The 17627-nt window shown below is 63.1% G+C and carries 18 protein-coding genes; 8 read left to right on the top strand and 10 right to left on the bottom strand.

Translation table 11 applies throughout. The features are described 5' to 3' along the window. Positions 1-151: 151 nt before the first annotated feature. The 4 genes from cydB to guaA all read right to left on the bottom strand — a co-directional run bounded on the left by cydB (position 152) and on the right by guaA (position 5076). On the bottom strand, positions 152-1162 hold the full coding sequence (gene cydB, locus I6F31_RS18440; RefSeq protein ID WP_036000973.1) for a cytochrome d ubiquinol oxidase subunit II: 1011 nt from the start codon (positions 1160-1162) through the stop codon (positions 152-154). Next, positions 1159-2604 carry a cytochrome ubiquinol oxidase subunit I gene (locus I6F31_RS18435; RefSeq protein WP_036000976.1) on the bottom strand — a complete coding sequence of 482 codons (1446 nt, stop codon included), beginning with the start codon at positions 2602-2604 and terminating at the stop codon, positions 1159-1161. Before I6F31_RS18435 ends, cydB begins: the two co-directional genes overlap by 4 nt. Positions 2605-2826: 222 nt before the next feature. Next, positions 2827-3264, bottom strand: coding sequence for a hypothetical protein (locus I6F31_RS18430; RefSeq protein ID WP_036000978.1), 438 nt, complete (start codon positions 3262-3264; stop codon positions 2827-2829). Between the two features lie 213 nt (positions 3265-3477). After that, positions 3478-5076, bottom strand: a complete 1599-nt coding sequence (gene guaA, locus I6F31_RS18425) for a glutamine-hydrolyzing GMP synthase (protein ID WP_036000981.1) — start codon at positions 5074-5076, stop codon at positions 3478-3480. A 260-nt stretch (positions 5077-5336) separates the two neighbouring features. On the opposite strand from guaA, the gene I6F31_RS18420 reads away from it, so the two are divergent. Next, a complete protein-coding gene (locus I6F31_RS18420) occupies positions 5337-5669 on the top strand; it encodes a DHCW motif cupin fold protein (protein ID WP_036000985.1) in 333 nt (110 codons plus the stop codon). A 263-nt stretch (positions 5670-5932) separates the two neighbouring features. Next, positions 5933-6142: a cold-shock protein gene (locus tag I6F31_RS18415; protein ID WP_008141931.1), complete on the top strand. Its 210-nt coding sequence runs from the start codon at positions 5933-5935 to the stop codon at positions 6140-6142. A gap of 202 nt (positions 6143-6344) precedes the next feature. On the opposite strand, the gene I6F31_RS18410 is transcribed toward I6F31_RS18415, so the two are convergent. Both I6F31_RS18410 and I6F31_RS18405 read right to left on the bottom strand, forming a co-directional pair. After that, positions 6345-7646 carry an RsmB/NOP family class I SAM-dependent RNA methyltransferase gene (locus I6F31_RS18410; protein ID WP_225185905.1) on the bottom strand — a complete coding sequence of 434 codons (1302 nt, stop codon included), beginning with the start codon at positions 7644-7646 and terminating at the stop codon, positions 6345-6347. A 28-nt stretch (positions 7647-7674) separates the two neighbouring features. Beyond that, positions 7675-8097 carry an MAPEG family protein gene (locus tag I6F31_RS18405; RefSeq protein ID WP_036000992.1) on the bottom strand — a complete coding sequence of 141 codons (423 nt, stop codon included), beginning with the start codon at positions 8095-8097 and terminating at the stop codon, positions 7675-7677. Positions 8098-8250: 153 nt separating this feature from the next. Between I6F31_RS18405 and I6F31_RS18400 the strand changes: the two genes are divergently transcribed. The 3 genes from I6F31_RS18400 (at position 8251) to I6F31_RS18390 (ending at position 10510) form a co-directional block, all read left to right on the top strand. Then, complete coding sequence (locus I6F31_RS18400; protein WP_036000995.1) at positions 8251-8865, top strand: hypothetical protein; 615 nt, start codon at positions 8251-8253, stop codon at positions 8863-8865. A gap of 69 nt (positions 8866-8934) precedes the next feature. After that, on the top strand, positions 8935-9777 hold the full coding sequence (locus I6F31_RS18395) for a metallophosphoesterase (RefSeq protein ID WP_225185904.1): 843 nt from the start codon (positions 8935-8937) through the stop codon (positions 9775-9777). Positions 9778-9979: 202 nt separating this feature from the next. Then, positions 9980-10510 (top strand): DUF992 domain-containing protein, encoded by a 531-nt coding sequence (locus I6F31_RS18390; protein ID WP_050995857.1) that lies wholly within the window; start codon positions 9980-9982, stop codon positions 10508-10510. Positions 10511-10528: 18 nt separating this feature from the next. Here I6F31_RS18390 and I6F31_RS18385 read toward each other — a convergent pair whose 3' ends face one another. Continuing rightward, positions 10529-11470 carry an alpha/beta hydrolase gene (locus tag I6F31_RS18385; RefSeq protein ID WP_225185903.1) on the bottom strand — a complete coding sequence of 314 codons (942 nt, stop codon included), beginning with the start codon at positions 11468-11470 and terminating at the stop codon, positions 10529-10531. A gap of 74 nt (positions 11471-11544) precedes the next feature. Between I6F31_RS18385 and I6F31_RS18380 the strand changes: the two genes are divergently transcribed. After that, positions 11545-12297, top strand: coding sequence for a phasin family protein (locus tag I6F31_RS18380; protein WP_225185902.1), 753 nt, complete (start codon positions 11545-11547; stop codon positions 12295-12297). 174 nt (positions 12298-12471) lie between these two features. Here I6F31_RS18380 and I6F31_RS18375 read toward each other — a convergent pair whose 3' ends face one another. From I6F31_RS18375 to I6F31_RS18365, 3 genes are all read right to left on the bottom strand, one after another. Then, on the bottom strand, positions 12472-12765 hold the full coding sequence (locus I6F31_RS18375; protein ID WP_225125753.1) for a hypothetical protein: 294 nt from the start codon (positions 12763-12765) through the stop codon (positions 12472-12474). A 257-nt stretch (positions 12766-13022) separates the two neighbouring features. Next, positions 13023-14045: an NADP-dependent oxidoreductase gene (locus I6F31_RS18370; protein ID WP_225185901.1), complete on the bottom strand. Its 1023-nt coding sequence runs from the start codon at positions 14043-14045 to the stop codon at positions 13023-13025. A gap of 186 nt (positions 14046-14231) precedes the next feature. Next, positions 14232-15797: a winged helix-turn-helix domain-containing tetratricopeptide repeat protein gene (locus I6F31_RS18365; protein ID WP_225185900.1), complete on the bottom strand. Its 1566-nt coding sequence runs from the start codon at positions 15795-15797 to the stop codon at positions 14232-14234. 195 nt (positions 15798-15992) lie between these two features. Between I6F31_RS18365 and I6F31_RS18360 the strand changes: the two genes are divergently transcribed. After that, entirely contained in the window at positions 15993-16763 is a 771-nt protein-coding gene (locus I6F31_RS18360) for an SDR family oxidoreductase (protein ID WP_225185899.1), read from the top strand. After that, positions 16760-17581 (top strand): alpha/beta hydrolase, encoded by an 822-nt coding sequence (locus tag I6F31_RS18355; RefSeq protein WP_225185898.1) that lies wholly within the window; start codon positions 16760-16762, stop codon positions 17579-17581. Before I6F31_RS18360 ends, I6F31_RS18355 begins: the two co-directional genes overlap by 4 nt. The last annotated feature ends 46 nt before the right edge of the window (positions 17582-17627 follow it).

Raw genomic sequence — 17627 nt, 5'->3', positions numbered from 1 at the left:
GCAGCCTGCCGATCCTGCCCGCTCCGGATTCCTCATCCCGCCTTGAGCAACCACCGGATCGGCAATGCGATCACGAAGAGCGTGGTGACACCTGCAGCCCACAGCGTCGCGAACCATAGCAGCTGCCTCCAAGTCCGCGATGCGCGCAGCATCAGTGATACCCCTCGCCGTGCCGCACCTTGCCGCGGAAGATCCAATAGACGTAGCCGGTATAGACAAGGATCACCGGTACCAGCACCGCCGCGCCGACGAGCAGGAACAACTGGCTGCTGGGATGCGTGGCTGCCTGCCAGATCGTAATCGAGGGCGGCACGATCATCGGCCACATGCTAATGCCCAGCCCGGCATAGGACAGCAGGAAAAAGCCCAGCGCGCACAGGAACGGCATCCCATCCTCGCCCTTTGCGAGCGCGCGGTGAAAGCGCCATGCCAACAGGGCCAAGAGAACTGGCACAGGCGCTGCGTAAAGCATGTTCGGCAGCGTCAGCCATCGCTCCCGGAACGCAGGGCTTTGGATGACCATCATCAGTGATATGAGGGCGATGAAGCCGAGTGTCGCAAATCCGAGAACGCGTGCGTAGTTGCGGCAGCGTGCCTGAAGCGCGCCGTCGGTCTTCCAGATCAGCCAGCATGCGCCGAGCAGGCCGTAGCCGACGACAAGGGCAATACCGGTCAAAACCGAGAAAGGCGTCAGCCAGTCCCACCACCCGCCGGCGTAAGCACGCCCCTCCACGCGGATGCCCTGCACGATGGCACCAAGGCAAACGCCCTGGAGCAATGCGGCCGCAAAGCTGCCCCACGAGAAGGCGCGGTCCCACCATATTTCACCAGCCGACGTCCGCGCTCGAAACCGCATTTCGAAGGCTACTCCGCGGAACACCAGCGCCAGCAGCATCAGAATGAGCGGCATATAAAGCGCAGGAAAAATCGTCGCGTAGGCCAGTGGAAACACGGCGAACAATCCGCCGCCACCGAGGACGAGCCAGGTTTCGTTGCCGTCCCAGACCGGTGCCACCGAGTTGACCATGACATCGCGATCGGGCCTCGCCACCTCGGCCGGAAACAGGATGCCGACGCCGAGGTCGAAGCCGTCCATCACGACGTAGAGCAGCACGGCCGTGGCGATCAGCAGCGCCCAAATCAATGTGAGGTCGATGCTCATGGCCGGATCCCCGCTTGCCGCGGCTCTGCTCTGTGCGTGTCTGACCCTGCTATCAAGGCTGGCGCCGGCGTGATGCCGGCCGTGCGGACCGGCTGGCCTTGTGGCGGTCCGTGCTCGCCGGCTTCAGGGGTCTGGCGGAAGAGGTGAAACAGATAAGCAATCCCCGCGCCGAACACGACAAAGTACACGACAACGAATGCCGCCAGAGACGCGGCCACCGCCGGCGCTGCGATCGGCGCCACGCTATCGGCGGTCCTCAGCAGTCCATAAACCGTGAATGGCTGGCGTCCCGCTTCCGTCACTGTCCATCCAGCCGTCACAGCGATCAGCCCCGACGGCCCCATGGCCACGGCAAAGCGGTGCAGCCATGGCCTGTCGTACAGAGCGTCGCGCCAACGCAGAACGAGCGAGGCCATGCCGAGCACGATCATCAGAATCCCCAAGCCGACCATGATGCGGAACGCCCAGAAGACGAGCGGAATGTTGGTCGGCCAGGTGTCTTTCGGGAAAGCCTTGAGCCCCTTGACCTCTCCATCAAGGCTATGCGTGAGATAGAGGCTCGCAAAGCCAGGAATGGCAATTTGGCCGCGCGTCACCCCGGCTTCGGCGTCCGGCATTCCGAACAGGATGGAAGGCGCGCGGCGCTCGGTCTCGAAGTGACCCTCCATGGCGGCGACCTTGGTGGGCTGGTGGTGATACGAATTCACCCCATGCAGATCGCCGATCAGAAGCTGTAGCGGGGCCACGATCGCGGCCATCCACATCGCCATTGAGAACATGATGCGAGCGCGTTCGTTCATCCTGTTCCGCAGCAGGTGCCAGGCGCCCACGGCTCCCACGATCATCGCGGTGGTCAGGTAAGCCGCGGTGACCGTATGGGCGAACCGATAGGGGAACGACGGATTGAAGATGATCGCGAGCCAGCTCTCGGGGATGAATTGGCCGTCCGCTCCCATCGCGTGTCCTGCCGGCGTCTGCATCCAGGAATTTGCGGCTAGAATCCAGAAGGCCGAGAGCAAGGTGCCGCCCGCGACGAAACAGGTCGCGACGAAATGCAGGCGCGGGCCAACGCGTCCCAGGCCGAAGAGCATGACTCCAAGGAAGCCGGCCTCGAGAAAGAATGCCGTCAGCACCTCGTAGCCGAGGAGCGGCCCGAGCACCGGGGATGTCTTGTCGGCAAACACCGACCAATTCGTGCCGAACTGGTATGACATGACCAAGCCCGACACCACGCCCATGGCGAAAGCGACGGCGAAAATCTTCAGCCAATAGCGGTAGGTATCTAGATAGGCGCCGCGGCCCGTCCACAGCCACAGCCCTTCGAGCACGGCAAGATAGCTCGCCAGCCCGATGGTGAAGGCCGGAAATAGGAAGTGCCAGACCACCGTGAAGGCAAACTGGAAGCGCGCGAGATCCAACGCGCTGGGTAATAAGTCGGACATAGCTCCGCCCCCGACATCAAGTGCGGCCCGCAGCTAACGCTTTCAACCTACGCTTGTTCCAGCTGCCTCGAACATCCGATGTCGAGGGTTTTGAGCATTCTGCGGGCGCTGTCCTTGAAGGCTATCCTCGGCACATTACCATCTCAATATGCCGGAATGTCCTACCCCGCGCACGGCCTGCAACGGACGAGTTGCGGTTGACGCGCTGCCGTTGGGCAAGCCTCACAAGAGGCCATTGTCCTTGAGCAGTTGAACTTCATCACCCGTAATCCAGCCGAAAACCTTCAGCAGCCCATCATTCTGCTCAAGCAGATAGGCATTGGTAAAAGGCACGTCGATACGCCTGCCATCTTTCTCGAATTCGCTGCTCCAGCCCACGTGGACGAGGCAATGTGTTTCATCGATCGAATGCATCTCGATCTCGGAGACGGTGACCGCCTTGTTTCCGATCTGACGGTAGCGCTCGTATCCTTTTGAAATCCGCTCGACAAAAGCGTGATCGTTGTCCCCTGCCATGACACCCTTTGGTCCTGCAGCGATATATTGGTTGAAAAAAAGCGAACGAAAAAACTCCTCATCAAGAGTACCGTCCAAGCCATCTCTGAAGGCTTGGGCATATCGTTCAAAGAACTGTTCCACTTCGCTTGTCGAGATGGTCATCGCAACTCCTCCTTCGACTTCGAGAAAATGTTGCCAGATCCGCCGCAAGCTGACGGTGCGCTACCTATCGATCTTGGCAAAGATGGACCCTGTGCCAGCGACGCGAGTCTTGCCGGCGCTCGCAAGCACCAGCTTGAAAACGAAGAAGCCCGCATCTCTGCGGGCGTTCCAGGGTTTCACCTTTCTGGTTCCGGGCCGTGCCAACCAACCAGATCACTCCCACTCGATCGTCCCCGGCGGCTTGCTGGTCACATCATACACCACGCGGTTCACGCCCTTCACCTCGTTGATGATCCGCGTCGCGGTCTCCCCTAAGAACTTCATGTCGAACTGGTAGAAGTCCGCGGTCATTCCGTCGGTCGAGGTCACGGCGCGCAGGCCAACGACGTAATCGTAAGTGCGGCCGTCGCCCATGACGCCGACGGTCTTCACGGGAAGCAGCACGGCGAACGCCTGCCAGATTTCGTCGTAGAGGCCGTGCTTGCGGATCTGGTCGATGTAGACGGCGTCGGCTTTGCGCAGGATGTCGAGCTTGTCCCTGGTGATGTCGCCGGGGCAGCGGATGGCAAGGCCCGGGCCCGGGAACGGATGGCGGCCGACGAAAATTTCGGGCAGGCCGAGCTCACGGCCGAGCTTGCGCACCTCGTCCTTGAACAGCTCGCGCAGGGGCTCGACGAGCTTCATGTTCATGCGCTCAGGAAGGCCGCCGACATTGTGGTGCGACTTGATGGTGACGGAAGGTCCGCCGGTGAAGGAGACGCTCTCGATCACATCAGGATAGAGCGTGCCTTGCGCCAGGAAATCGGCGCCGCCGATCTTCTTGGCCTCAGCCTCGAACACCTCGATGAAGAGGCGGCCGATGGTCTTGCGCTTGGCTTCGGGGTCGGTGACGCCCTCTAACTCGCCGAGGAATTGCTTGGAGGCGTCCACGTGCACGAGCGGGATGTTGTAATGGTGGCGGAAGAGGTCGACGACCTGCTCGGCCTCGTTGAGGCGCATCAAGCCGTGATCGACGAACACACACGTCAGCTGATCGCCAATGGCCTCGTGGATCAAGACGGCCGCAACGGCCGAATCGACGCCGCCGGAGAGGCCGCAGATCACCCTGCCCTTGCCGACCTGCTGGCGGATCTTTGCAATCTCCTCCTCGCGGAAGGCGCGCATGGTCCAGTCGCCGGTGAGGCCGGCGATCTTGCGCACGAAGTTGCGGATGAGCTTTGCGCCGTCGGGCGTGTGCACCACTTCGGGGTGGAACATCAGGCCGTAATATTTGCGCTTCTCGTCCTGGATGATTGCGAAGGGCGCATTCGGCGAGGTGCCGGCGACGGAGAAGCCCGGCGGCATCCTGGTGATGCGGTCGCCATGGCTCATCCAGACCTGGTTCTTGCTGCCTGACGACCAGACGTCTGCGAACAGCTGGCTCTCGGCCTTCACCTCGACATCGGCGCGGCCGAATTCGCGGTGATGGCCGCCCTCGACCTCGCCCCCTAACTGGGCCGCCATGGTCATCTGGCCGTAGCAGATGCCCATCACCGGCACGCCGGAATCGAAGATGAGTTGCGGGGCGCGGGGCGAGCCGGCCTCGTGCACCGATTCCGGGCCGCCGGACAGGATCACCGCTTTCGGCTTCATCTCCTCGAAGGCGGCCTCCGCCTTGTTGAACGGGACGATCTCGCAATAGACGCCGTCCTCGCGCACGCGGCGCGCGATCAGCTGCGTCACCTGGCTGCCGAAGTCGACGATGAGAATCTTGTCGTGCGCCGAGGCCACCGAGGGCGTCGACGCGGAGCGGTCGTTCTGTGCTGCTGTCATGGCCAGCCAATACGCTGGCGGCGCGCGGGCCGCAACCGCGGTGGTGGCGCGCCCACATGCTTCTTTGGGCATAGACACGAGGCGCTTAGGTAAGTGATATTTACCTAATTTGGTCAACGCAAACGTCGTCGCAACGCCAACGAGCGCTCCAAGAAAAAGCGGCCACATCGGGGCGACGATCAACGCCTCGCGCCCGCAATGACGGAGGCAACAGCGTGCGCTAACAAAAGCGGCGCCGGCTCCGAGACAGGATCGCCCCCATGAAACTCCCCACCTCCCCCTTCACCGTCACCGACTGGAGCAAGGTTGAGCCGACCACGCATCCCGGCGAGAGCGGCGAGGCCACATGGCGCACGCTCAACATCGGCGAACTCCGCGTGCGGATGGTGGAGTACTCGCCGGGCTATCTCGCCGATCACTGGTGCGATCGCGGCCACGTGCTCTATGTGCTGAAGGGCGAGCTCGACTCTGAGTTGCGCGACGGGCGCAAATTCAAGCTCACGGCGGGGATGAGCTACCAGGTATCGGACTTCGGCGACGCCGCGCACCGGTCCTCGACGACGACGGGGGCGACGCTCTTCATCGTCGACTGAAGCGCGCCGACGGTTAATTTGCACCGCGAAATAGCAAAGTGGCGGGACGTTTCGGGCCACGGGTGGTGCCTTGAAGTGGCCCCAAATTCTCGCTATATTGTGATCATCGATACTTGGCCGAACGACTGGGCCGCTTCGCTTCGTTGCTGACGGGCGCGCACGCTTCAGATGAATTCTCCAAACATCGACTCATCAGGGACTATGGGCGCAATGCTGCGTACCGGTCTGCGTGCGTACCTCTCTAACTAAACAAGGAAATTCCCATGGCTATGGGCACCGTGAAGTGGTTCAATACCCAAAAGGGTTATGGTTTCATCCAGCCGGATGACGGCCAGAAGGACGTGTTCGTTCACATCAGCGCCGTCGAGCGCGCTGGCCTCTCCTCCCTCAACGAGGGTCAGAAGGTCTCGTTCGACATCGTCGCCGACCGCCGCAGCGGCAAGTCGTCGGCTGACAATCTCCGCGTCGGCTAACGCCCTCGCACCGTTCTGACCGCGGACGTACCGGCAGAACGTTGGAACTCGAAAGCCCCGCGACCGGGATCGGTCTGCGGGGCTTTTGTTTTTGATGTCATTCCGGGGCGCCCGCAGGGCGAACCCGGAATCGATGGATCCGCGGCCGCCGCTCGATGGATTCCGGGCTCGCGCTACGCGCGCCCCGGAATGACAACGTCGATCAGCCCGTCTTTTTCAGCACCGACACGAAAAACCCATCCGTCCCGGTCCGGCGCGACGTCATCAGCCAGCCCTCGGCTGACTGCAGCGCAGCCTCGCCAAAGGCTTCCGCCTTGTCCCAGAGCACGCTTGCGGTCTGCTCGGGCGGGACAACCGAGAACTCGCCGTGTCGGCCGACGAACGCCCTCACCTGCTCGCCGTTCTCCTCCGCCAGCACCGAACAGGTGATGTAGGCGATGCGGCCGCCCGGCTTGACCAGCGGAACCGCGCGCTCCAGCACCTCGGCCTGGTCACGCAGGCGGATCTCCAGCGCACCGGGGCGCATGCGCCATTTGGCATCGGGGTTGCGGCGCCAGGTGCCGGTTCCGGTGCAGGGCGCGTCGATCACGACGAGGTCGGCGGTGCTGCGGATGTCGGCAAGCGAATCGGCCTCGCCCTTGGGCGTGCGGATTTCGGCGTTGTGGACGCCGGCCCGCGACAGCCGCTCATGGATCGGCGCGAGCTGGCGCTTGTCGCGGTCGGTCGCGATCAGCCGGCCCTTGCCCTGCATCAGGGCGGCCAGCGCCAGCGTCTTGCCGCCGGCGCCGGCGCAGAGATCGATCACCTGCTCGCCGGGTTTTGCCGCTGTAAACTGGGCCGCAAGCTGCGATCCCTCATCCTGCACTTCAATCGCGCCCTTGATGAAATCCTCCTCCGCCTGGATGCCGGGGTTGCGCGCATCGGCCGAAAGCTCGATGCGCAGGCCGGTTGCGGACCAGGGCGTCGGTTTTGCATGAAGATGAGAAAGCGCCTTCAGCGCCTTGTCGCGGTTGGATTTTAGCGTGTTGACGCGCAGGTCCAGCGGCGCCCGGCTCGCCATCGCGGCCGCCTCCGCGGCGCGATCCTCGCCGAACACTTTTGCAAGGTGCGGGTCGAGCCATTCCGGGTAGTCCCCGGCGACGGCGGCAGGTGCGTCCTGGAGGGAGCGCGAGGCGAGCGCAGCCTGCTCGGCCTCGGTCAGCGGCGCCGGCGCAAAGCGGCTGCCGTCGAACAAGGCGCCCATGGTCGCCGTGTCCATGTTGCGCTCGAGGCGGAGCATGCCGATCAGCCGGGCCCGCGCGGTATCGGAATCCATCAGCCAGGCGCTCGAGGCGTAGCGGCGCAGCACATCCCAGACGAGGCCGGCGATGGCGGCGCGGTCGCCGGAACCGGCGAAGCGGTGCGCGGTGCCCCACTCCTTCAGCGCCTTCGCCGCGGGCACGCGGTCCCTCTCGATGGTGTCGATCAGTTCGATGGCTGCGGACAGCCGGGCAGCGGGGGTCATTTGGGTTCTTTCAAGTGGTGCGCAGCGCCTAGATCAGCAGCAAAAGCTTCAGCGCGAAGTAAATCCACATCGCGAGCAGCACCAGCACGCCGGCGAGCCAGACCGTGGAGCGGCGGCCGAGATCGTTGGAGGAAACGAACACGCCGGCATGGGCAAAGCGCGTCACCACGAACACCCAGGACATCAGCACGATGAAGAGATCGGCGCGGCGCAAGGGCAATGCCAGCGCAATCAGGACATAGAACAGCACCGGCAGCTCGAACTGGTTGCGGTAGCAATTGGCGATTTGTGTGGCGCCCTTCGGCCAGTTCGGCTCGCCGAGCGCAATGTCACGGATCTTGGTCTCGCCGGAGACCAAGGTCTTGCGGCGCGCCAGGACCATGCCGATCAGCAGCGCGAAGGTGAGAGCGACCTGCACGAAGACCGGCAGCAGGACCATTTGAACGGACATCGGAACTTTCCCGGGAGGCGAAATGCCGCCGACGTCATTAGCCGCGACTTTTGGCGCTGACAATGAACGACTTGAACCGGCATTCCCGCTTCCCCGACCAACCCCAGATTGTTGAAGCGATTTCGGCCCCTTGGGCCCCGAGGCGAGACAGCCATGAATTCCTTGTCCAGCTTGTTCAGCGAAGCCGCCGCGGGCCAGCTCGGCCTCCTGATGTCGGCACTGTCGGGGATCGCGGCAGCGCTCGCGGTCGCGTTGGCCATGACGGTCTACTTCCGCCTGAGCTATCGGACCTGGCGGGACGTCGCCCGGCATGGCCTGGCGACCTTGGCCGCGCTCGCGCTGTTCGCCTTTGCCGCCTACGACATGCGTCACGCGGCGCTCGCCTATCTCGGTCTCAACCCCTCCAAGCCTGCCGTCGAGTTCGAGATCCGCATGCCCCGGGAGATGCTGGCGGCGGTGGGCGACAGCCAGATCGAGCTGCACACCGACCGCAACCAGACATTGGCGCTGGTGGACGGCGTGCGCGACCTCTCGGACGGCCGGGCCGTGCTGCGCGGCGCAGTGGTGCTTAACCACCGCACGGCCGATCGCGTTCTGGTCGTGAACCTCTCAGGCAAGGGCGTCTTCGAGTTCCGCCTCCGCCTGCCGGCCGAGCCGCATCGCTCCGGCCAGTTCGGCCCCTGGCACCTCGCCGACCGCATCGCTTCCCCGCTCGCCGCTGCCGTCGCCCCGCAGGACGGCTACACCATCCGCTATCGCGTGCTTTAAACTTTGTTCGTTGCGATCCATGCCCGGCCCGTCATCGTTCCGACGCGCGGCGACGGGTAGGATGATCGCATGCCCGAATTTCGTCTCACGCAGATTTCCGACACCCATCTCGGCCGGCGCTTTCCCGGCCTGATCGCCAACTTCCATCGCATCAGCGAGCACATCGGCGCCGGCAGACCCGATCTCGTCGTCAACACCGGCGACGTCTCATTCGACGGGCCGACCAGCCGCGACGACCTTGAATTCGCGAAAGGCCTGCACGACGCCCTGCCGGTCACCTGCCGCTATCTCCCCGGCAATCACGATATCGGGGACAATCCGACCGCGATCGGGCCGGCGCCGAAGCCGCCGGTCAGCGAGACCCACCGCCGGCAGTTCTGCGACATCATCGGCGAAGACCATTGGTCGTTCGAGGCCGCAGGCTGGTGCTTCATCGGCCTCAATTCGCTGGTGATGAATTCGGGCCTCGCCTTCGAGGCCGAGCAGTTCGACTGGCTGTCTGGCGAGATCGCGCGCACGAACGGCAAGCCGATCGCGCTGTTCCTGCACAAGCCGCTGTTTCTCAACCTGCCCGACGATCCCGAGACGCCGGAGACGTCGATCCGCTACGTGCCGCAGCCGGCGCGGGCGCGGCTGATCGAGATGTTCGGCAAGGTCGACCTGCGTCTCATCGCCAGCGGGCACGTGCACCAGCGCCGCGACTTCACCTTCCGCCACACCCGCCACGTCTGGGCGCCGTCAGCGGGCTTCGTCATCAACGATCAGCGCCAGGACCGGATCGCGATCAAGGAAGTCGGCCTGGTCGAATACCGCTTCCAGGCCGACAGTCTCGAGGTCCGCCACATCAGGGCGGCCGGCCAGGTCGATGTCGATATCGAGGAGCTGCTCATCCAGATGGGCGACGGGCACTGATAAAATCGGCTGCGTGCAGTAGGCGCGCTTGATGTCCGCCTGTCACTCAACACCTAGCGCAGAGCCGGACACGCGTGCTCCACATCCCGACCCCGTAAGCGAGGCCTGTCTCGTGGTTCTGGAGCTTCGGCTTGCGACCAACAGGAACATCGCTGGCTCCGCGCGCATTGAAGGACGATCAGACTACGTCGATGGAGGCCCCATGACCAGGACAACGCTGAATGAAGCGAGGCTGACCAATTTGGCCACGGCTTGCGCGGCCTTGGCACTCGTCCTCACGATGGTTCCGGCAACGGCGCAGGAGGCTGGGCGCTCGAGAGTCGGCACACTCACGTGCAACATATCGCCCGGAGTCGGCATGATTGTTGCGGGACAACGGCAGCTGAGCTGCATCTATGCATCGGCACGAGGCAGGGCGCGCGAGGCTTACGAAGGCACCGTCAGCACGCTTGGTCTCGACATAGGAGCCACGTCCGGCGGTCAGCTCGTTTGGACCGTGTTTGCGCCAACGACAGTTCGCCGGGCAGCCTTGGCCGGAACTTATGCGGGCGCGACCGCCGGCGGCACTGTCGGCGCCGGAGTTGGTGCCAACCTCCTGGTGGGCGGCTCGGATCGTACGATCGCCTTGCAGCCGGTGTCCGTCCAGGCGCAGACAGGTGTGAACGTCGCAGCAGGCATATCAAGAATGGAATTGCGGCCGGTTGCTGCGCCTGCACGCGGCAAGGCCCAGTGACGGCCGTCGCTGCCGATCTCAGGAGTTCGTCATTGAGTTGACGACCTCCACGATGGCGGCGGGGTCTGCGTACGTGACCATGTGCCCGGCATTTGGAACAAGGTGAAGATCGGACCGAGGCAGTGCTTGATGTAAATCCTGCGCTTGTCTGAATTCGATCACTTGGTCCTCTGTTCCGTGGAATATCTGCACTCGCTCGCCGATGGCTGGATAATAAGCTTGGAATTGTGTTGCAGTTGGAATGAGGAGTGCACTTTCCTCCGCAGCCGCCCTCAACTGTGTGGGCCTGAGCACCAAAGACGCTGGAAATTCATTCCTGAACGTCTGCGGGACAGAACGGGGCGCAAAGATCTTGCGGAGAGCTCCTGGCAGGACGGCCCACGAAACGATCGGCGCGACAGTGTAACTGACCAGGTCGCCCAGGACCGGTATGGCTGGACCTGACATCAGCCACACGTCCAATCGGCCGGTCGGGAAATAGTACCCTGACGCAAGCACAAGACCCTGGGTCGGATAATCCTTTCGCACGGCGAGAGCGATAGCGACCAAGGCGCCCCAAGAATGGCCGAGCACAACCGGATTGCGGATTCCAAGTTGATTGAGCGCCTTCGCCAACAGAGCGGCTTGAGCTGCCGCGGTCCATATTCGGAGCCGCGGCCGCTGACTATAGCCAAAGCCTGGGCGATCGAAGCACACCACGCGATTGGTGCGGGCAAGAAGATCGACCAGACCGCTGATCGTGAAGTCCTGGATCATGGATCCGTTGCCATGGAGCAGCACGACGCAAGGAGCGGCCGGATCCCCTCGATCGACATAGTGGAGCACTACGCCGTCGCATTCGAGGAACTTGCCGATTGGTGGGTTCCTCCACTCGGCCAGTTTGGAGAAGCCGATGTTACCGACGATGAGAAGCGCCAATAACAAGGCAGCGATGAGCAACACGGTTTCAGCGGTGGTCATTACTGACCCTTGATGATCGAGGGTATGAACATGAGACCCGCGGTGCCAAGCAAGTGAACCAATCCATGGAGTAATTGGAAGTTGAAGCGCTCGTTCCTGCGCGCGATCGCGGAGGATTGATTAAAAATCACGTGCCCCGGAACGGTCCAGAAATGCCCACGTTGGCCGCTAAGGATCGCACCTGTGACGGAGAGGATCCGACGTCACCAACAATAATCAAGGAGCAACAGATGGCTAATCCACGCCAGGAGGAAAAGTCTACGCAAAGCCCTGAGGACACAATGCGCCGCGCCGCCGAAAGGACCGCTGAGCAAACCAGACGGATCGGCTTAGCTACCGCTGAGGCCAGCGAGGAGGTGGCCCAAGCCAGCAGTCACCTGCTGCAACAGAATGCCGAGATGTTGCAAAACAGTTGGCGCTTCGGCGTCGACATGGCCACTGTGATGTTGGGCCGGTCTGCTGATCAGCTTGGTCGCACGTTCGGTGTGACGGGCAATGAAACGGAGCAGGCAACAGAACGATCGGTCCGCAACGCTGAAGCAATCATGTACTCTACAACCGCGGTCGTCAAAGGAATGAACGGCGTCTCACGCGAGTACTTCGATTTCGTTCGACAGCAGATCGAGAGGACCATGGACCGTATGAATGAACTCTGGCGCTGCCGAACTCCGCAGGATTTGGCGGCTGTGCAGACCGATCTGATGCGCGATTCGATCAGAAGCGCCCTCGATACCAGCCGCCGGATGGCGGACATGTCTTTGAAGGTCGCTGACGATGCAGGAAACCATATTACTCAGAGTATCGAACGCATGCGGCACGCCGCCTAAAGCGCGATGCGACTAAGATGAATCGTCATCGCGCTTTGGGTTACTGTTTGAGCATGAGCTTTTCGGAAAACCGCTACCCACTTTTCCGAATCATGCTGTAGCGGGCTGTCACAGCCATGGCGCACATGTGCGGCTGAACCTCAGCCGCTCTTGTGTTGCGGCCTCGCGGAAGACTCAAGCCACGCTTTTGAGATCCTGCTGGATCGCGGCGAGCAGCGATTGCAGCGCGGCGCTGTTCACCGGCTTGGCCTCGGTGCTGGCTGGCTGGGCAGCGGGGCGCTGCGCAGCTTTCACGGGACGCTTCGGGAATGGCGGAGGCGCAGGCATTGCGGCCGGGGCGAATTCGCCCTCGTCCTCGGCGTGAACGAACTTGCCATGGATGACGTCGTCGCGACGGCCCATGATGAACATGGTCGCCCAATAGCCGACGGCCAGGAGGATGACGCAGAAAATACCAATCTCTAACATCGCAGCACCTAAAATATGCGCGATGATTCAATGCCTTCGTCCGGCCGTCAATGAACCGGCGGTCACACCTGCGGCTTTTGCGGACAGGTGTGACCATTTGGTGACTCTTTGTTAACTATCCCCACGCGGCGTGTGCCCGCGGGGCCACGTAAGGCCCAGTCCCTGTCGCCTAAAGCGCGATGAATGCGCTCGCGCTTTAGGTTGTTGTTTTGGCATGATCTTTCCGGAAAACCGCTTCGCACTTTTCCGGATCATGCCTAGGCCTTGTCCGGCCCGACCCGGACCAGCTGCTTGCCGAAATTGGCCCCCTTCAGCAGGCCTATGAAGGCGCCGGGGGCGCTTTCCAGGCCCTCGGTGACGAACTCCTTGTACTTGACCTTGCCGTCGCGAACCCAGCCGGACATGTCGCGCAGGAAGTCTCCGTGGCGGGCGGCGAAGTCGGAGACGATGAAGCCGCGGAAGGTCAGCCGCTTGGTCAGCGTGGCGCGCATCAGGCTGGCGGCCCATTTCGGCGGCTTGGCCTCGGTGTCGTTGTAATGGGCGATCAGGCCGCACACCGGCACGCGCGCAAACGGGTTGAGCAGCGGGAACACCGCCTCGAACACGGCACCGCCCACATTTTCGAAATAGACGTCGATACCCCCAGGGCAGGCGTCCTTCAGCTTGGCGGCGAGAGCGGGATCGCGATGATCGATGCAGGCATCGAAGCCGAGCTCCTTCATCACGTAGTCGCACTTGTCCTTGCCGCCGGCGATGCCGACCGCACGGGCGCCCTTGATCTTGGCGATCTGCCCCACCGCCGAGCCGACCGCGCCGGAGGCACCGGCAACGACGACGGTCTCGCCCTGTTGCGGCTTGCCGATGTCGAGCAGGCCCGTATAGGCGGTCATGCCGGGCATGCCGAGCACACCGATCGAGGTCGAGATCGGCCCGAGCTTGGGGTCCACCTTAATCAGGCCCTTGCCGTTCGAGATCGCATGAGTCTGCCAGCCGGAGCGGATGCGCACGATGTCGCCGACCGCGAAATCAGGATTGTTTGAGGCCGCGACCTCGCTGACCGCCTCGCCTTCCATCACGCCGCCGACCGGCACCGGAGCTGCGTAGGACGGCCCTTCGCTCATGCGCCCGCGCATATAGGGATCGAGCGACAGCCAGATCGTGCGCAGCAGGACTTCGCCCTGCCCTGGCGTCGGAACGGCGAATTCCTCCAGGCGAAAATCAGACGGCTTGGGTTCGCCGACGGGACGCGCGGCGAGAACGATGCGTTTGGCTTGGGCCATGGCTTCCTCCTTTTGTCTTTCGATACGGACGGAAGCGGAGGCAGCGAGGCGCGTCAACACAAAAGCGGTGAGCGGTTGGCCCCTCGGAGCCGAGGGCGCGTCGGCGTCTAATCAAGGCCTATCGCCGATCAAGCCTGTTCAGATCTGTTGTCGCCGTTTCCAGCACTTGTGCCGACACGGCGTCCTTCATTCGGGTAGCCCGGCCATCCGCATGCCCTCCGAGGCGAGCGCGAAATCCTGCGGGCGGCGGACAAGCAGCCAATCGTCCAAAACGCCGACCCGTAAAGTCGGATCCAGCCTGCGGACGTGGGCCATCGCTTCACGGGCTTCGTCCATCCGCCCGGCCAGCGCGTGGCTCGCCGCCATGAAGGCGGCCACCCGCAGGACGTTCGGCATCTGCCGCGATGCCCGCTGCAGTGACGCCACCGCCTCGTCGAAGCGGCGGCAATACAGATGTCCCATCGCGATCCCGGTCTGCATCTGAAATATCTCGGGGTCGAGCGGGCTGAGCCGCATGGCGCGATTGAAATAGTCGATCGCGCTGTCGTGTTCGCCCATCGAGATTCGTTGATACCCGCCGAGATACCAGATCGTCGACGAATTCGGATTGAGCACCAGCGCGCGGTCTACATGGGCGACGCAGGTGTCCAGATCGCCGCCGAAATGGGGCCATGCGTGGCCGCCACGGCACAATGCAACTGCGTCGTTCTTGTTCAGCGTCACCGCGCGCTGGCACAACCGCGCCGCCTCGGCGCCATCGGCGGCGCGGTCTGCGAGCCAGCGATTCATCTTGCGCCAGTAAAAGCACCACGCCGCCATGCCATAAGCCGCAGCAAAGTCCGGATCGCGATCGATCGCCCCGTAGAACAGTGGCAACGCCGCATCGATTCCGTCGCGGGTCGCGGTGTGGAATTGCGCCAGCCCGCGGAGATAATAGTCGTAGGCATCGAGGCTTTCGGTCGGCTTGCGCTTGGCGCGTTCGATTTCGGCGAGCTCAAGCTGCGGCGCAATCGCGCCGACGACGCTGGCGGTGATCTGGTCCTGCAGTTCGAAGATGTCGTCCATCGCGCTCTCGAACCGCTCAGCCCACAGATGAGCGCCGGTAGAGGCGTCGATCAATTGTCCGGTGATGCGCACGCGGCCAGCGGAGCGGCGCACGCTGCCTTCCAGGACGTAGCGCACGCCCAGTTCGCGGCCAATTTGCTTCACATCGACCGCGCGGCCCTTGTAGGTGAAGCTGGAATTGCGGGCGATCACGAACAGCCAGCGGATTCGCGACAGACCGAAGATGATGTCTTCGACGACGCCGTCGGCGAAGTAGTCCTGAGCGGGGTCCCCGCTCAGGTTCAGAAACGGCAGCACTGCGATCGAGGGCCGGTCGGGCAGGTCGAGCGCGGCAACCGGCTTCTCCGCCGACGGCACGATCGCGATGCGCTGATCGCCCGCTACGTGCACCTCGCCGACGAAGCGGAACCCCTTGCGCGGAACGGTTCGAATCAGCCGCTGTCCCTCTCCACTGTCTTCCAGCGCCCTGCGCACAGCGTTGATGTGGCTGGCCAGCGTCGATTCCGAGACGATCCGCCCGCCCCAGACCCTGTCGAACAGATCATTCTTGCTGACGACGTGGCCGCGGTTGCGCACCAGATACAGCAGCAGATCGAAAGCCTGCGGCGTGAGGCTGACCGCCTCGGAGTCCCGCCGCAACTCCCGCCGGTCCTCATCGAGGACATAGGCTTCGAAGGTGAACCGCACCACAAAGACCCTGATTGAAACCCGAGCGGCATCCCGCTCTCGGCGCACCCCAGCCGAGGCTGCTGCGCCCTGTTTGGACGAAACTCCAAGTAGATTTCAAGCGAAAACCAAGGGCGCTGCACGTCCATACCAAGGTCTTGGGCCGGATTCCGGCGCATCCTGCCGCATCTGGAGCGAACGAGACGCGAGGGCACAATGAAGATCGTGGTGATCGGCGGCAGCGGCCTGATCGGAAGCAATGTGGTGCGCAGGCTTCAGGCCAAAGGCCACCAGGTGGTCGCGGCCTCGCCCTCCTCCGGCGTCAACACATTGACCCGCGAGGGCCTCGCCGAAGCAGTCGACGGTGCACAAGTCGTAATCGACGTCTCGAATTCGCCCGCCTTCGACGACAAGAACGCGATGGATTTTTTCCGGACCTCGGGCCGCAACCTGCTGGCGGCCGAAACCGCCGCCGAGGTGAAGCATCATCTCGCGCTGTCGGTGGTGGGTACCGACCGACTGCAGACGAGCGGCTATTTTCGCGCAAAGCTTGTGCAAGAGGAGCTCATCCAAGCATCAAGCCTTCCATACACCATCCTGCGCGCGACCCAGTTCTTCGAATTCATCGACGCGATCATCGCAGGCGGCGCCGAGGGCGACGTGATCCGGCTGTCGCCTGCGCATCTCCAGCCCGTCGCTGCCGACGACGTCGCGGCCACACTGACCGAATTGGCGCTTGGTCCGCCTCGCAACCGCATAATCGAGATCGCTGGTCCCGAAAGGCGTGGCCTCGATGAGTTTGCACAGCAGGTTCTGGCCGCCAGGGGCGACACACGCCGAGTGATCCCCGATATCCGGGCGGACTATTTCGGCCTGCCCCTGAACGATCAGTCGCTGACGCCGGGCGACGAGCCACAGCTCGGGCGGACCCGGCTCGCCGACTGGCTCCACAACCCTCTCCTCACCCCAAAGGACGCAAAACGATGAGCACGATCACCACCAAGGACGGCACCGAGATCTATTACAAGGACTGGGGCCAAGGCCCCGTCGTGACCTTCTCGCACGGCTGGCCGCTGAATGCAGACGCCTGGGACGGCCAGATGCTGTTCCTTGCCCAGCACGGCTTTCGCGTCGTCGCGCACGACCGGCGCGGTCATGGTCGCTCCAGCCAGGCCTCGGAGCACAACGACATGAACGGCTATGCGGACGATCTCGCCGCGGTGATCGAAGCGCTTGATTTACGCGACGCCACGCTGATCGGCCATTCCACCGGCGGTGGCGAGGTCGCACGCTATATCGGCCGCCATGGTACCGGTCGCGTCGCCAAGGCGGTACTGATCGCGGCGGTGCCGCCGATCATGCTGAAGACCGAAGCCAACCCGGAGGGACTTCCGATCGAGGTGTTCGACGCCATTCGTGCAGGCGTCGCCGGCGACCGGTCGCAATACTACGAGGATCTGGCGATTGCCTTCTACGGCGCAAACCGGCCTGGTGCAAAAGTCTCGCAGGGCACGCTCGACCAGTTTTGGCTGTGGAGCATGCAGGCAGGCGCCAAGAATGCCTATGAGAGTGTCAAAGCCTTTTCGGAAACTGATTTCACCGAGGATCTGAAGAAGTTCGATGTGCCGACCCTAGTCCTGCACGGCGAGGACGACCAGATCGTGCCGGTCAAGGACTCCGCGCGCAAATCGGCGAAGCTCATCAAGGGCGCCAAAGACGTCTACTACCCGGGGGCCCCGCACGGCCTGACGGCCACCCATCAGGATCAGATCAACGCCGAGCTGCTGAAATTCATCCGGAGCTAGCGATCTCGTTCACCTGAATTGCAGATCTCAACGAGAAAGACAGCAG

Source organism: Bradyrhizobium sp. NBAIM01 (assembly GCF_020194115.1).
GTDB classification, from domain to species: Bacteria; Pseudomonadota; Alphaproteobacteria; order Rhizobiales; family Xanthobacteraceae; genus Bradyrhizobium; species Bradyrhizobium yuanmingense.
This window is presented reverse-complemented; position numbering and strand designations above follow the sequence as displayed.

Bases quoted from the DNA above. Each gene is read 5' to 3' on its own strand.
- cydB (WP_036000973.1), bottom strand. From the start codon at position 1,162: ATGAGCATCGACCTCACATTGATTTGGGCGCTGCTGATCGCCACGGCC.
- I6F31_RS18435 (WP_036000976.1), bottom strand. From the start codon at position 2,604: ATGTCCGACTTATTACCCAGCGCGTTGGATCTCGCGCGCTTCCAGTTT.
- I6F31_RS18430 (WP_036000978.1), bottom strand. From the start codon at position 3,264: ATGACCATCTCGACAAGCGAAGTGGAACAGTTCTTTGAACGATATGCC.
- guaA (WP_036000981.1), bottom strand. From the start codon at position 5,076: ATGACAGCAGCACAGAACGACCGCTCCGCGTCGACGCCCTCGGTGGCC.
- I6F31_RS18420 (WP_036000985.1), top strand. From the start codon at position 5,337: ATGAAACTCCCCACCTCCCCCTTCACCGTCACCGACTGGAGCAAGGTT.
- I6F31_RS18415 (WP_008141931.1), top strand. From the start codon at position 5,933: ATGGCTATGGGCACCGTGAAGTGGTTCAATACCCAAAAGGGTTATGGT.
- I6F31_RS18410 (WP_225185905.1), bottom strand. From the start codon at position 7,646: ATGACCCCCGCTGCCCGGCTGTCCGCAGCCATCGAACTGATCGACACC.
- I6F31_RS18405 (WP_036000992.1), bottom strand. From the start codon at position 8,097: ATGTCCGTTCAAATGGTCCTGCTGCCGGTCTTCGTGCAGGTCGCTCTC.
- I6F31_RS18400 (WP_036000995.1), top strand. From the start codon at position 8,251: ATGAATTCCTTGTCCAGCTTGTTCAGCGAAGCCGCCGCGGGCCAGCTC.
- I6F31_RS18395 (WP_225185904.1), top strand. From the start codon at position 8,935: ATGCCCGAATTTCGTCTCACGCAGATTTCCGACACCCATCTCGGCCGG.
- I6F31_RS18390 (WP_050995857.1), top strand. From the start codon at position 9,980: ATGACCAGGACAACGCTGAATGAAGCGAGGCTGACCAATTTGGCCACG.
- I6F31_RS18385 (WP_225185903.1), bottom strand. From the start codon at position 11,470: ATGACCACCGCTGAAACCGTGTTGCTCATCGCTGCCTTGTTATTGGCG.
- I6F31_RS18375 (WP_225125753.1), bottom strand. From the start codon at position 12,765: ATGTTAGAGATTGGTATTTTCTGCGTCATCCTCCTGGCCGTCGGCTAT.
- I6F31_RS18370 (WP_225185901.1), bottom strand. From the start codon at position 14,045: ATGGCCCAAGCCAAACGCATCGTTCTCGCCGCGCGTCCCGTCGGCGAA.
- I6F31_RS18360 (WP_225185899.1), top strand. From the start codon at position 15,993: ATGAAGATCGTGGTGATCGGCGGCAGCGGCCTGATCGGAAGCAATGTG.
- I6F31_RS18355 (WP_225185898.1), top strand. From the start codon at position 16,760: ATGAGCACGATCACCACCAAGGACGGCACCGAGATCTATTACAAGGAC.